General features: G+C 49.4%; 12 protein-coding genes. 11 read left to right on the plus strand and 1 reads right to left on the minus strand.

Translation table 11 applies throughout. The features are described 5' to 3' along the window. Nucleotides 1–179, minus strand: a 179-nt coding sequence (locus tag P9J64_00005; protein ID MDG5466696.1) for an IS1595 family transposase, incomplete at its 3' end; no start/stop codon positions are given. 64 nt (nucleotides 180–243) lie between these two features. Between P9J64_00005 and P9J64_00010 the strand changes: the two genes are divergently transcribed. The 11 genes from P9J64_00010 to P9J64_00060 all read left to right on the plus strand — a co-directional run bounded on the left by P9J64_00010 (nucleotide 244) and on the right by P9J64_00060 (nucleotide 14,336). After that, entirely contained in the window at nucleotides 244–2,001 is a 1,758-nt protein-coding gene (locus P9J64_00010; GenBank protein ID MDG5466697.1) for a methyl-accepting chemotaxis protein, read from the plus strand. A gap of 10 nt (nucleotides 2,002–2,011) precedes the next feature. Then, nucleotides 2,012–2,527: a chemotaxis protein CheW gene (locus tag P9J64_00015; GenBank protein MDG5466698.1), complete on the plus strand. Its 516-nt coding sequence runs from the start codon at nucleotides 2,012–2,014 to the stop codon at nucleotides 2,525–2,527. A 132-nt stretch (nucleotides 2,528–2,659) separates the two neighbouring features. Further along, nucleotides 2,660–3,070 (plus strand): response regulator, encoded by a 411-nt coding sequence (locus tag P9J64_00020; protein MDG5466699.1) that lies wholly within the window; start codon nucleotides 2,660–2,662, stop codon nucleotides 3,068–3,070. A 586-nt stretch (nucleotides 3,071–3,656) separates the two neighbouring features. Then, the gene (locus P9J64_00025; protein ID MDG5466700.1) at nucleotides 3,657–4,613 is read left to right on the plus strand and encodes an ABC transporter substrate binding protein; all 957 of its coding nucleotides are present in this window, start codon (nucleotides 3,657–3,659) and stop codon (nucleotides 4,611–4,613) included. Nucleotides 4,614–4,718: 105 nt separating this feature from the next. Then, nucleotides 4,719–6,803 (plus strand): methyl-accepting chemotaxis protein, encoded by a 2,085-nt coding sequence (locus tag P9J64_00030; GenBank protein ID MDG5466701.1) that lies wholly within the window; start codon nucleotides 4,719–4,721, stop codon nucleotides 6,801–6,803. Further along, nucleotides 6,803–7,330 (plus strand): chemotaxis protein CheW, encoded by a 528-nt coding sequence (locus P9J64_00035; GenBank protein ID MDG5466702.1) that lies wholly within the window; start codon nucleotides 6,803–6,805, stop codon nucleotides 7,328–7,330. Before P9J64_00030 ends, P9J64_00035 begins: the two co-directional genes overlap by 1 nt. Nucleotides 7,331–7,963: 633 nt before the next feature. Further along, nucleotides 7,964–8,332 carry a response regulator gene (locus tag P9J64_00040; protein ID MDG5466703.1) on the plus strand — a complete coding sequence of 123 codons (369 nt, stop codon included), beginning with the start codon at nucleotides 7,964–7,966 and terminating at the stop codon, nucleotides 8,330–8,332. 231 nt (nucleotides 8,333–8,563) lie between these two features. After that, complete coding sequence (locus P9J64_00045) at nucleotides 8,564–8,956, plus strand: response regulator (GenBank protein MDG5466704.1); 393 nt, start codon at nucleotides 8,564–8,566, stop codon at nucleotides 8,954–8,956. Between the two features lie 80 nt (nucleotides 8,957–9,036). After that, entirely contained in the window at nucleotides 9,037–12,012 is a 2,976-nt protein-coding gene (locus P9J64_00050) for a PAS domain S-box protein (GenBank protein MDG5466705.1), read from the plus strand. 331 nt (nucleotides 12,013–12,343) lie between these two features. Beyond that, on the plus strand, nucleotides 12,344–13,420 hold the full coding sequence (locus tag P9J64_00055; GenBank protein ID MDG5466706.1) for a chemotaxis response regulator protein-glutamate methylesterase: 1,077 nt from the start codon (nucleotides 12,344–12,346) through the stop codon (nucleotides 13,418–13,420). 28 nt (nucleotides 13,421–13,448) lie between these two features. Next, on the plus strand, nucleotides 13,449–14,336 hold the full coding sequence (locus P9J64_00060) for a HAMP domain-containing sensor histidine kinase (protein MDG5466707.1): 888 nt from the start codon (nucleotides 13,449–13,451) through the stop codon (nucleotides 14,334–14,336). Nucleotides 14,337–14,338 lie beyond the last annotated feature (2 nt).

Genomic DNA, 14,338 nt, shown 5'->3' on the forward strand with positions numbered 1-14,338 from the left:
GCGAAGAGAGTTTCGTCTTCTACGGCCTGATGAATCAACTGGCGCAACCGGTGAAAATAGTAGGCTGCAGTGTTCTTGTTAACATCAACCAGGGCAGCGGCTGTTCGGGCCGTTGACCCTGAAATAAAGAGCTCAATTAAGCGTTGTTGTTTGGACTCACTTAAACGACTTTTACGCATACTGCTATCCTAGACGAAATTCAGTTATCTAGGACAGCCCCAAGATTTAAAAGTCGGAACAAGAATGAGCCTGGGATTTGGTTTGATCCTGGTTTTGATGATCACGACCATGGTTGTTACCTTCTGGTCGCTCAGTAAAGTTGAATACAATACAGAATATTTAAGTACAGAGAGCTTGCCTTTTACCTTGCTGGCAGATCGCATGGTTGTTAACGCTCTGCAGGTTCAGCAGTTTGCGACGGATGCATCGGCAACCAAGGACATTGCTGTTCTTGAAGAGGCGAAAAGCCATTACCAGGAATTTCTTGCTGGTGCCGACAAGTTCAAGGATATGTATCGTGAGGAAAATGATGCTACGGCATTACGTGCAGCTGATCAGCTCGTCGCTTCTATGGATGAGATGTTTGAGACTGCACAACGCATGACCAGGGCTTATATTGATGAGGGCCAGGAGGCAGGCAATGCCGTGATGCAAGAGTTTGATGCTGACGCTCAGAAACTCACAGGCATGGTCGCTACTTTGCGTGGTCACCAGGTTGAAGAGATCAATGCTCAGGTCAGCAACATTATGCAGGCGTCCAGTCAGGTCAAAACTCTGCAACTCATTATTGGTTTTGCTGCGCTGGTGATCGGTGTACTGGTGACTGTCTTGATCACCCGGAGTATTGTTAAACCACTGACTGTTGCTGTTGACACTGCGCGTGCCCTTGCTGTCGGTGACCTGACGGTCAAAATTGATCAGGTGAGCAAAGATGAAACCGGACAGTTGCTTGCGGCAATGCGGGACATGGTTGTCTCTAGCCAGGAAGTTGCTGCAATGGCCGGCAAAGTTGCCGATGGTAATCTGCAGGTGCAGATCAAGGCGCGTTCTGACAAGGATGTTCTGATTCACTCGCTGGGCAATATGGTTGAAAAGCTTAAAGACGTCATTAATAACGTCAAGCTTTCTATCGAGAACGTTGCTTCAGGCTCGCAGGCCATGAGTGCTTCGAGTGAAGAAATGTCTCAGGGTGCAAGTGAGCAGGCCGCCGCGGCTGAAGAGGCTTCTTCCAGCGTTGAGCAGATGACTGCCAATATCCGCCAGAATGCTGATAACGCCATGCAGACTGAAAAGATAGCCACCCAGTCTTCCGGTGATGCCCGTGAAGGTGGCGACGCGGTCATTGAAACCGTTGGCGCCATGAAGGAAATTGCCGGCAAGATCATGATTATCGAAGAGATCGCTCGTCAGACCAACCTGCTGGCACTAAATGCTGCCATTGAAGCGGCCCGTGCAGGTGAGCATGGTAAAGGTTTTGCTGTTGTTGCCGCCGAGGTTCGTAAACTTGCGGAGCGCAGCCAGAAAGCTGCCGGTGAGATCAACGAACTGTCAACCAATAGTGTAGAGGTCGCAGAGAAAGCAGGAACCGTCCTTTCCGCCCTGGTGCCGAATATCCAGAAAACAGCTGAGCTGGTCCAGGAGATCAGCGCCTCCAGTCGCGAGCAGGATGCCGGTGCCGACCAGATCGCCAAGAGTATTCAACAGCTTGATACCGTCATTCAACAAAACGCGTCCGCTTCTGAAGAGATGGCGAGCACTGCGGAGGAGCTTTCCAGCCAATCAGAGCAGTTGGCTGAAATGATCGCTTTCTTCTCTGTTGATGATGGTACTCATGGTCAAAGGTTTCAGCGCAGTGAGAACTCTGCTAGCAAGCGTCCTTCACAAGTGAAGATCGCCCATGTCGCCGAACCTCAGTTCAAACAAACCCGTCAACCTGATGGGGACGTTTTTGAGGCGACCGGTAAACGTGACTCTCTCGACAACGAATTTGAAACTTTCTAAGGAGGCTGCAATGGAAGAGAACAACACAGTCAGCAGCCAGCAGTATGTAACCTTCAGCCTCGGTGAAGAGCTCTTTGGTGTCGAAGTTTCTCGCACACGGGAGATCCTGAGCCTGACCCCGGTTACCAGTGTGCCGCAAACACCTGAGTATCTGCTGGGTGTGATCAACCTGCGTGGCCAGGTGGTGCCTGTCGTTGATATGCGCCTGAAACTCGGTTTGCCTGCCGGCGCAGAGACAGAGGACACCTGTATCATAGTGGTTGACGTTCAGGTTGATGGTGAAGTGATCACCGTTGGTGCCCTGGCCGACGCGGTTCGTGAGGTCCTGGATATTCGCTCCGACCAGATTGAGCCACCACCACGGCTTGGTACCCGCCTAAACACAGAGTTTATTAATGGTATGGGCAAGGTCGATGAGCAGTTTATGATTCTGTTGAACATCGACAAGGTTTTCAATAGCGATGAGTTTGCCTGGGTTCAGGATGCAGCAGAGACTGCTGCTGAGGAAGAGCCCGTAGAGGCATGATTTCAGGTTCTGGAAGACAATCAGGGGGGGGCGGGGCAATCAACACTCCTGTGTTCTTTTTGATAGAGCGTTATATTGAGCCTGTCCTCTAACGGGGTTTCTCGTTTTATATCTGACCCAAAAGGTTCATTGATGAAACTGAAAATTGTCATTATAGACGACGAAGAAAGTATTCGGAATACGTTTCGATGGCATCTGCAAGACATGGGGCATGAAGTATTTACCTTCGCCGCACCGGTCGAGTGCGATGTCCAGGCGTACTGCTTATGTCAGCAGAGTACACCTTGTACTGACGCTCTTCTGATCGATTACAATCTGCCTAGTATGAACGGCCTCGATTTTATTGAAAGTCTGATTAAGCACGGCTGCAAAGGTGAGCCCAGGAACATCCTTTTGATGAGTGGTGATACCACCCGGATAGATATGAAGAAAGCGGCCGCTCTCGGTTGCTCCGTTGAGCAGAAGCCACTTTCCTTGGAAACTCTGGAGAGGTGGATCAGTGAAGTGCAGTTGCGTAAACAGGGATGCAAGAGTGCACCCTGAGTATTGACATTCTGGTTTGTGTGATAAACCAGACTTCTCGCAAACAAAATCATCAGGAATGCCCGACGGATAATAATCCAGTCGGGCATTTTTTTATTCTTTATAACGATGATTTGAGAATTTCTTCTCGGTGTGTCAACGCTGAGGCAATGTGTGCCACGACATGTGCCAAAGTTGTTTCTTGAGGGTACCTTTGTCAGGTTTCAGTCCGACGATTGGTCCTGAAATTGTTGGTTGTAATTAATGCTTGCTAGAACGGTGTTGTAACTTTTTGAAATGATAGATTTTTTATGTTTTTCCTCTTTTCAGAGTAGGTCGTCCGTAATTGTTGGCTCATTAATTGAAGTAGATGGTCTGCCAATCAGGGTATGCGTCTTTGGGTTCGAGGCATTGCCCACATAAAGTGCTTTCGGCTGAGATGATTGAAATACCCATCTATCCATTGGATTAAGCCGACCTGAAAGTTATGAGATTTAAAACAAAATCCAGCCTTACGGGATGCAGACCCTCTGAATGTGCGATCAGGGTTGTGATATCCATAATTAACTAAACCCTTATGTACAGGGTTCCAACAAAGGAGTAAGAAATGAAAAGATTTGTCATGTCTGTTGCAGTAATGATTCTTGTGTCGATGGTCGCAGTGTCAGCTTTTGCGGCAACCAAGAAGGTTCTGTTTATCGATTCCTACCATGAAGGTTACGCCTGGAGTGATGGTGTCCTCAATGGCGTTAATACCGGTCTTGAAGGTAAGGATATTGAACTGCAGGTGGTGCGCATGGACACCAAGCGCAACAAAAGTGATGATTTCAAAAAATCTGCAGCGCTGAAAGTCAAATCAGTTATCGAGGGATTCAATCCCGATGTCGTGATTTCTGCTGATGACAATGCTGCCAAATTCCTGATCATGCCTTATTATCAAAATGTCGATCTACCATTCGTTTTCTGTGGTGTCAACTGGGACGCTTCTGTTTACGGAATGCCCTACAGTAACGTGACTGGCATGGTTGAGGTTGCTCCGGTCAAGGAACTGTTAGAACAGTTGAAGCAGTATGCCCCTGGCGAGAAGATCGGCTACATCGCTGCTGATGTCCTGACCACGCACAAAGAAGCAGATAACTACAAGGCGGTTCTCGGCATCGACACGGTCAACTACTACGCCAAAGACATGGCAGACTGGAAGCAGGGTTTCGCGCAGCTGCAGGGGCAGGTGGATACCCTGATTGTCGGCAATACTGCTGGCCTCGATGGCTGGAATGAGGACGAAGCAGCGGCCTTTGTTACGGCTAACACCAAAGTTCCCTCAGGGGCAACCGACGAGCATATGGCCCCTTACGCTATGCTTGGTTTTACCAAAATCCCGGAAGAGCAGGGTTTTTACGCCGCCACTACAGCATTGCAGATTCTTGATGGGGTCTCTCCAAAGAGCATTCCGGTTGTTAAGAACAAGGACGGCAAACTCTATGTTAACATGCAGATCGCAAGGGCTATTGGTGCAGAAATTCCTTTCGAAATCCTGAGTTCTGCCAGCAATGTGATTGAGTAGTTTTTAGACATTGTCTGAATCATAACATGCACCTGCACGTCTGAAAGCGTGCGGGTGTAATACAAAAAAGATGATGACGTGCCGACTCGATAAAGGAGTTTCTGGATGGCGGTTACAGTTAAACGAAAATTGATGCACAAGTTCCTTTTTTCCATCCTTACGGTGATTATCGTGGGCATGGCCGGTCTGACTTTTTTCTCCTATACCATGGCGAAAGATGCCTTGCGGGAAACTGTAGAAAAGCAAGTCACCCAGATTGTTGAGTCAACGGTCAAGTCAATGTCCTTCTGGGTCAAGGACCGCCGCCTGGATGTGAGCAACTGGAGCAAGCAGAAGGTCTACCAGTCTTCGGTGCAAGACTCTTTCCTGGGCAAGGCTGCTCGAAAGGGCGCAACGGCTGAGCTGGTACGATTAAAGGAAGAATATGGGTACTACTCGGATATCCTCCTGCTCGACAAGACTGGTAATGTTATTGCCGCCTCTAGCCCGGCTCTGATTGATGTCGAGACGCTGGATGGCAAGAACTATTTCAAAGAGGCGCTATCCGGAAATCTTTTTGTCTCCCAGGTTTTCCAGAGCAATCAGACAGCTCGTCCAATCTTTGCCATTGCCAGCCCGGTGCTTAAGGGAGAAGCTGTTGAAGGTGTTCTGTGCGGTTTCGTAGACATGGACTATTTCAATAGCTTGTTTGCAGGGAGTGTCAAACTCGGCAAGACGGGCTATGCCTTTATGTTTAACAAAGATGGCGTTGTTGTTGCCCATCCGGATCCGCAACAGATTCTGAAAACCAATATGGCTAGCCTGGAGTTTGGTCCACAGATGCTTGCCAAAAGAAACGGCGCACACCTGTATAGCTATAAGGGCCTGGAAAAGTTTGCTTACCTGGCGCAGGATGATGACCTGGGTTGGACCTTGGCAGTGGGTGTAGGTACCGAAGAGCTCAATGCACCGGCCATTAGGATCAGAAACATTAATTCGTTTCTGGCTCTTGTTATCATGGGTATTGCTGCGCTAGTGGTTTATATCGTTGCGCGCAAAGTTGTCGTTCCGATTACGAATGCTGCACAACTTGCTGAAACAATCCGCCTTGGGGATCTTTCTGAGCGTTTGGATACTGACCTTAATGACGAAGTTGGCCAACTTTCTGATGCCTTGAATGCCATGGCCGACGGTCTGGAACAAAAAGCCCAACTGGCAGGGGCTATCGCCGATGGAGATCTCACGGTTGATGTGCGACTTGCTTCTGAGAATGACCAGCTGGGTAAGGCTTTGCAAACCATGACCGAAGTTTTAAATGATGTTATCCAGCAGGTCATGGTCGCTACGGGTAATGTTGCCTCCGGAAGTCAGGCTCTGGCTTCGGCAAGTCAGGAGATGTCTCAAGGCGCCACAGAACAGTCGGCTTCTGCAGAAGAGGCTTCCAGTTCGATCGAGGAGATGTCAGCCAATATTCGCCAGAACACAGACAACGCGATGCAGACAGAGAAAATTGCCGTCAAGGCGGCACAAGAGGCCGAGCAGGGTGGTGCGGCCGTTGCTGATACGGTTGCTGCAATGAAGGAGATCGCCAACAAAATTGTGATCATCGAGGAGATAGCCCGCCAAACGAACCTGTTGGCTCTGAACGCAGCGATTGAGGCTGCTCGTGCGGGTGAGCACGGTAAAGGTTTTGCCGTTGTTGCTGCTGAGGTTCGTAAGTTGGCAGAACGCAGCCAGACGGCTGCGGGTGAGATCAACAGTTTGTCAGTCTCCAGTGTGGAGGTTGCCGAGAGTGCCGGGTCAATGCTCGACAGTATTGTGCCGAGTATTCAAAAAACTTCGGAGCTTGTTCAGGAAATCGCAGCGGCCAGCCGTGAGCAGGATGCTGGTGCTGACCAGATCAACAGTAGTATTCAGCAGTTGGACAAGGTTATTCAGCAAAATGCTGCTGCGACCGAAGAGATGGCATCTACCTCTGAAGAATTGACCAGTCAGAGTGATCAATTAAAAGACATGATGGCCTTTTTTAAAGTCAAGGATTTTGATGTTCCGAGCCAGCAGCTTGCACGCCGAAGTGGGCCCATAGCTTCATCGGGGAGTGCTCCGTTGTTTGACCGCCCCGCTAAGGAAATACCCCGGCTTGAAAACGCCAATGGTGAGGTCGGTCGTGGCAGTCATGACGATATAGACAACGAATTCGAGACCTATTAATGGAGGCTTCTGTGGAGGACTCAAATACTGTAAGTAGCCAACAATACGTGACTTTCATCCTCGGTGAAGAGTTGTTTGGTGTTGTGGTCTCTCGAACGCGGGAGATTTTGAGCCAGACGCCGGTCACCAAGGTGCCGCAAACACCTGAGTATCTGCTTGGTGTGATCAACCTGCGTGGCCAAGTGGTACCCGTGGTCGATATGCGCTTGAAGTTGGGGTTGACTGCCGGCGCAGACACAGAGGATACCTGCATTATCGTGGTTGACGTTCAGATTGATGGTGAAGTGATCACCGTTGGTGCCTTGGCCGACGCCGTTCGTGAGGTTCTGGATATTCGCTCCGACCAGATTGAGCCAGCACCGCGGCTCGGCACACGCCTTAAAACCGAGTTCATCAATGGTATGGGCAAGGTTGATGAGCAGTTTATGATTCTGTTGAATATTGACAAGATTTTTAATAGCGATGAGTTTGCCTGGGTTCAGGATGCGGCCGAGCATGCTGTTGACGAAGAGCTTGCAGAGGCCTGAACTCAAAACTTGACAAAGTCACCAGGAGGGGCCCGGGGAGAATAAACGCTCCGGGCCCTTATTCTATGGTAGCTGCATCACTGTTGAGAATGCCCATTTCTCTGGAGACCCTTGAATCTTAAGAGGGTTAAATTCCCCCGCTGCTTGCCGCGAAGAGATAAAAATGATCGTACTGATGCCCCGCTGCTTGCGGCGAGGTTGTTCATTCCGTCGGTTTTTAATGGTAGGACAAAACAGCAAGGCCACCTTCACTTGTGGGTGGCCTTGCTGTTTTTATAATCACAGACACTCAAAGCAATGTTTAAAGCTAAGAGGCAGAAAAAGAATCATGCCTTTCGCTCGTCTCTTTGATCTCCTTGACTCTGTGGTGAAATGAATCGGTCGGTCTATTATCTGTTCATGAGCACATGTCAAGCCGGTATACAGCAGTGTGACATGACAACCGGTGTAACTGGCACAGTTCCGCTTGATGTTGATCGCCTGTTAATTGGTTATTTTCTTTAACTGCTTGTTTTTGTTTTGTTAAAAAGAAAAAAATGACTCTGTAATGTTCTGGCATGCTTATTGATACATGTACTTGTCAGAGACTTGATTCTTAGGTGCTTTTGGATGGATTTTTTGAGGAGTAAAGTTATGGGAAAACGTGTCATGGCAGTAGACGATTCGGCCACCGTGCGCAAAGTGTTGCAGGCGACTCTGGTTTCGGCTGGGTACGAGGTCGTTGAGGCCGTTGATGGTGCTGATGCACTGAAAAAGCTTAGCGGTGACTCCGTTGATATGCTTGTAACTGATTTGAATATGCCGAATATGGATGGCATAGGCCTGATTAAGGAAGTCAGACAAAAGCCTGGTAATCGTTTTATGCCGATTATCATGTTGACCAGCGAATCCCAGCCCGAGAAAAAGAGTGCCGGCAAAGCCGCGGGGGCTTCGGGGTGGATCACCAAGCCATTCAATCCGGACCAGTTGCTGGCCGTCGTGCGTATGGTCTGCCCGGCCTGAGCAGCTATAGGAAAAGACTGTCACTGAGCCCCCCCCCACACACACTTGCTGATCGTTTGTACAAGGTCGCGGTTACAGTTTAAAAGCCGGACAGCACTGCTGTCCGGCTTTTCTTTGCTAAACAAACAAAATCTGGGCTTTTCTTCCATGTTAATCACTTGTCTTGCTAGCGGATAAGCTTCTTCTATGATATATATAATGAGAATAATTTTCGGTTTAGTGAGGTGCTTGATGTCCCATGAAAACGTAAAAGTGCTGATTGTTGAAGACGACCCGGATTTTGCGGAGAGCCTGATGATTGCTTTGGGTGTTCGTGACTGTCACGTGGATATCGCACGTACAGGTGAGGAGGCCATCCGTAAATATCGTAGCCTCTGCTACGATATCGCTTTTATGGATATCAAACTTCCCGGTAAAAATGGTGTAGAGAGCCTGGCAGAAATCCGGAGTTTTTGTCCTTCGGCCAAGGTTGTGATGATGACGGGGTTCAGTGAAGCGACTCTTCTGGATACCGCTCTTAAGGCAGGTGCCATCGACATCCTGCGCAAACCCTTTCGCTTGAAAGAGATGTTCGGCTTTATCGACAAACTTCAAAACGATTCTCCAGCGGTGGTTAAACATTAATTGATTATTGACAAGCGTCTGTACTCCCTCAAATCCTGCAGGCGCTTCCCTTGTTCTGGCCGATGGGCTCATCAACAAACATGTCTTTTCTATTCTCACTGAAACGCGCTTTAACTGTTAACTTCCTGGTGGTTGCCGCTGTTCCTGTTCTCCTCTTTGGTCTGTTCACTATTCAACTGATTTCCAGTCATCAGCTTGATGGTGTGCGTGAGCGCAATGCTACGCAAGCCAGAAGCATCGCTGACGAGGTGGATTCCTTCCTTCTGGAAGTCCGATCGGACTTGCGGCACGTTGAGCAGGTCCTTTCTACAAAAGAGATTTTACAGCCAGGCCGCGCTGATGATTTTCTTGCCAACATGGTTCGTAACTCCCGCTTCTTTGAGTCCATTTACCTGCTTGATGATCAGTATAGAGTGGTTAGCCTCGGCGTGTTGCCTAAATTGCTGGCACGAAGTGAAGACTTCATTGGCCTGGATTTTTCCGGCCATCAGCTTTTTCGGTCTGGCGAAGATTTAAAAATGCCAGTCTGGAGTAATACTTTTGTCTCCCTGGTGACAGGTGAACCCTCTGTGACCCTTGGGGTGCCAATGCCTGGAGGCTTTCTGCTCGGGAATATCCGTTTGAGCAGCCTTGGAAAATTACTGCAAAGATACTCTAGTGCCGGTATTGAAGTTTCGATCATTGACCAGGGCGGTACCCTGGTCGCTCATAATGTTACAAAAAAGGCTATGCAGCGGCTTAACTTCGGTGGCCACCCTGCTGTTGTCTCGGCCATGGAGGGTGTTGAGTCGACCCGCGAATTCAAACAAGGGCCATTGCATAACCTTGAGAGCGTCAGCCCGGTTTTGACCTCGGGCTGGGTTGTTTGGGTTGGCCTTGATATGCATTTCATCCTGGCTCCGATCAATGATATTCGCGACTTGCTTATCTTTTTTATGGTCATTGCTGTCTCTCTGGCCAGCATTATTGCTCTCTTCAATGTTCAGCGTCTGATGACACCTTTGATTGCCTTGGGTGACCGTACCAAGCTGATTGCAGATGGACTTTATGATTTCCGCTTTCGTCCCTCGGGGTTTGTTGAGATCGATGAACTCGCCAATCAGATTGCGAGCATGACTCACGCCATCAAAATGCGTGAGGAGTCAATCGTCACCAATGAACAGCGCTTTCGTGATCTGGTCAACTCGATCGATGGCATTGTCTGGGAGATGGAATATCCTTCGTTTCGTTTCTTGTTTGTCAGTAAACAGGCAGAGACTATTCTCGGTTATCCCTTGCAGGACTGGTATGAAGTAGAGTCCTTCTGGGAACAGAAGACACATGCCGAGGATCTGGCCCAGGCGAAATCCTACTGCCAGTTGATGTCAGAAAAGCATGAAGATCATGACTTTGAATATCGCATGATCGCTGCTGACGGCCGGATTGTCTGGATCCGCGATCTGGTCACAGTGGTTGTTGAGGACTGTCGTCCCGTCCGCCTGCTCGGGGTTATGATTGATGTCACAGAGCAGAAGGAACTGCTGGATGATTTGAGCCGCAGTGAACAAAATTACAGGGAGATTTTTAACGCAACCAGCGATGCCATCTTTATCCACGATTCAGAAACAGGCCAGGTCCTGGACGTGAATCAATCGATGCTGAAAATGCATAACACGACCTACGAGGCCGCTCTTGTCGGCGGTATGGAAGCGATCAGCCAGGGCGAGGGTCCCTACAGCATGGAAGCGGCCAAACTCAAATTGCAGTTTGCAAGAGAACATGGCAGCTGTGCTTTTGAATGGCACTCGCGTAAAGCGACAGGCGAGTATTTCTGGACCGATGTCAACCTGCGCAGAGCGATGATCGGTAACCAGAGTCGCATCATTGCGACTGTTCGTGATATTTCTGATCGCAAAGAAGCGGCCGAAAAACTCCGGGAGGCGAATGAAAGCCTGCTCCTGCTCATTAATCGCATGCCGATTGGCTGCATTTTCTGGTCACCTGAATTTACGGTCAACATGTGGAACCCTGCGGCCGAAGCGATCTTTGGTTTTACAGAGGAGGAAATGGTCGGGTGCTCGCCATTGGATACCATTGTTGCAGAAGAGCTGCGCGGCGAAATGCTAGCCCTGTGGCCCAGACTGATGTCGGGCGACACGTCCGCTCACAGTGTCAACGATAACCTGACCAAGGCAGGGAAAACCATTATCTGTGAATGGTACAATACCCCCGTAAATGATCTCTCTGGCGAGATCATCGGTGTTATCTCCATGGTTCAAGATGTTTCAGACCGTAAAGCGGCGGAGAAAGAGCTGGAACGATACCGCCATCAGCTGGAAGACCTTGTCAGGCAACGGACTGAACAGTTGGAGAAAACCCAACAAGAGTTGGTCCAGAAAGAAAGACTCGCGGTTCTGGGGCAGCTGACGGCCACTGTCAGCCACGAAATACGTAATCCCCTTGGTACTGTTGCAAATTCCCTTTATCTCCTCAAGGATGCCTTGCCAGGGGATGATTTTCCTCATCTGGCCAGACCTCTGCAACTGGCAGAGAGGAATGTTGAACGTTGTGACAGTATTATCAGTGATCTTCTTGATTTCTCCCGCCAGCGTACAATTGAAAAAGAAGCCGTTGCGATTGATGAATGGCTTGCAGAACTCCTTGATGAGCTCAGTTTCCCTTCTGACGTTAACTGTCATTGGTTGCTTAATTCTAAGGCTGTTGCTTTGGTTGACAGCGAGCGATTACGCAGGGTTATGGTGAATGTGATTACCAACGCCCTGCAGGCTATGGATGAGGCCTCTGTGGTTGATAAATCCCTGGAGATTATCACCATGGCTGCCGATGGACGCTGTGAAATTAACGTGTGTGACACCGGGGTAGGGATGAGTGAAGAGGTTATGTCACGCATCTTTGAGCCGATGTTCAGCACCAAAAACTTTGGCGTTGGCCTGGGTGTTCCGATTATTATGAATATTATGGAAGGGCATGGCGGTGGCGCGATCTATCAAAGCTCTCTTGATAGGGGTACGACTGTGAAGCTGTGGCTACCGTCCGTTCTGCCTCATTGGAAATGACCCTCTCGTCTGATCCAGGTGGCTCATGTCGTTGCCTTGTTTTGAAACTTTGATTGAAATATCTCACTTCTGCCATCTATTGGCACGTTCGTTGTAAACCAATGCTGGTAATGCCCCTGTTTTTGCTGTTTCTCATGCTCTTGTAAAGTGCCGACGGTTGATAATGAAGATGAACCTTTCGCTGACGACACAATAGTGTGCCAGTAAAAGGGCTTGCTCGTCAGGGATATGTTTGTTTCTGAACGACAGGGAGTTGTGACTCTCGATTCTCTTGTTTCATAGCGTCCTGAAAGAAATTTGCTGCGGGTAAGACCACTTTTTAGGAGTAAGTATGGCTGGACCGATTCGTGTCCTGATTGTGGATGATTCTGCTGTCGTACGACAGGCTCTGACCGAGATTCTGTCCGCTGATCCAGAAATCGAGGTCATGGGTACTGCTGCAGACCCCTTGATCGCCACTGATAAAATCCGCCGTCAGCGTCCCGATGTCATCACCCTTGATGTCGAGATGCCACGTATGGATGGGCTCTCTTTTCTCAAGCAAATCATGGCCCAGGACCCGATTCCGGTCGTCATGTGCTCAAGCTTGACGGAAAAGGGCGCAGAAGTGACGATGAAAGCCCTGCAATACGGTGCTGTTGAGATCATCAATAAACCGAAAATGGGTGCCAAGCAGTTCCTCGAAGATAGCAACGTTATCATCTGTGATGCCGTCAAGGCCGCCGCACGAGCCCGGGTCAGACGTCTCTCCAGCCTGGTGAATGACCCTGAACCGAAGCTGACGGCGGATGTTATGCTCAGCCAACCTAGGCATACAGAAAACTTTCGTACGACAGAAAAGATCATTGCTGTTGGTGCTTCAACCGGTGGCACCGAGGCCCTGCGGGTTTTCTTGCAGGGTATGCCCTATGATGCACCCGGTATTGTGATTGTCCAGCACATGCCGCAGCATTTTACGGCTGCTTTTGCAAAACGCCTGAACGGCATTTGCCGTATTTCTGTCAAAGAAGCCGCCGATGGTGACACCGTGATCCCAGGTCGCGCGCTGATCGCTCCCGGCAACATGCACATGATGCTGAAACGCAGTGGAACCCGTTATCATGTCGTGATCAAGGACGGCCCCCTGGTCTGTCGGCATCGACCTTCGGTTGACGTTTTATTTCGTTCCGTCGGTCGCTATGCGGGACAGAATGCCATTGGTGTCATTATGACCGGGATGGGCGATGATGGTGCCCGTGGTATGAAGGAAATGAAGAATTCCGGGGCCATTAACCTGGCACAAGATGAAGCAAGTTGTGTCGTATTTGGTATGCCGCAGGAAGCGATTAAGCACGGCGGGACAGACAAGGTCCTGCCCTTGGATGATCTGGCCGATGAAGCTTTGCGGCTCTACCGCCTGCAGAAATGATTTAACAACCCAAAACTAGGACCAGAAGATGAAAAAGCCAAGCGACGAAGAGCTGATCGAGGAAATTCGGCAGCGTTTTGAATCGAACCACAATGCTCTCAACGACATGCGCGCGATGACGCGCAAGCTGGAGTCGATGAACGAGAAATTGAAGGACTCCGAGGCCTTGAAGAGTCAGTTTCTTTCAAATATCCGCAACGAAATTAATAACCCCCTCTCCGCGATCATGGGCTTGTCCGGTCAGTTTTTTGACCAAGATTGTGATCCTGCCGTCTGTCGGAAAACGATCTGCATGATTTATGCGGAAGCTTTTAATCTCGATTTCCAGCTGCAGAATGTTTTTATGGCTGCCGAGCTTGAAGCCGGTGAGGCTGAAATTTCTTATGCGATGGTTGAGATAGTCAGCATCCTGACGGGCTGTATTGACAAGCTGGCCTATCGCATCTCGGAAAAAGAAATCGAAATTACACAGTCGGTTCCCGAGGACCTGATCTTCCCGAGCGACGCACAGAAGTTTGAAGCTGTCCTCATCAACCTGCTCGCCAATGCTGTTGAGTTCAATCACAATGGCGGAACGATTAATGTTGATATCAAGGAGACCCGCTCCGGATTGACCGTTACTGTGATCGATAATGGCCCGGGGATTAATCCTGTTGATCAGGAAGTCATCTTTGACCGCTTCAAACAACTTGATGTCGGTACCACCAAGGGGCACAGAGGTCACGGCCTTGGTTTGAGCATTTGCTGGTCGCTTGCCGAGCTGCTCGGTGGGACTCTGGATCTGGACAGCCAACCCGGTAACGGCTGTCGTTTTGTGCTCTCCCTGCCGAGACCCGATGTGGAAGTCGCTGTGCACGCTAAAGACGGTAATTTTTTTCTCTTTGATGAGTCTGATGACGAGGTAGAGACGTTCTAGAC

The sequence above is a fragment of the Deltaproteobacteria bacterium IMCC39524 genome (genome assembly GCA_029667085.1).
In the GTDB taxonomy this organism is placed as follows: Bacteria; Desulfobacterota; Desulfuromonadia; order Desulfuromonadales; family BM103; genus M0040.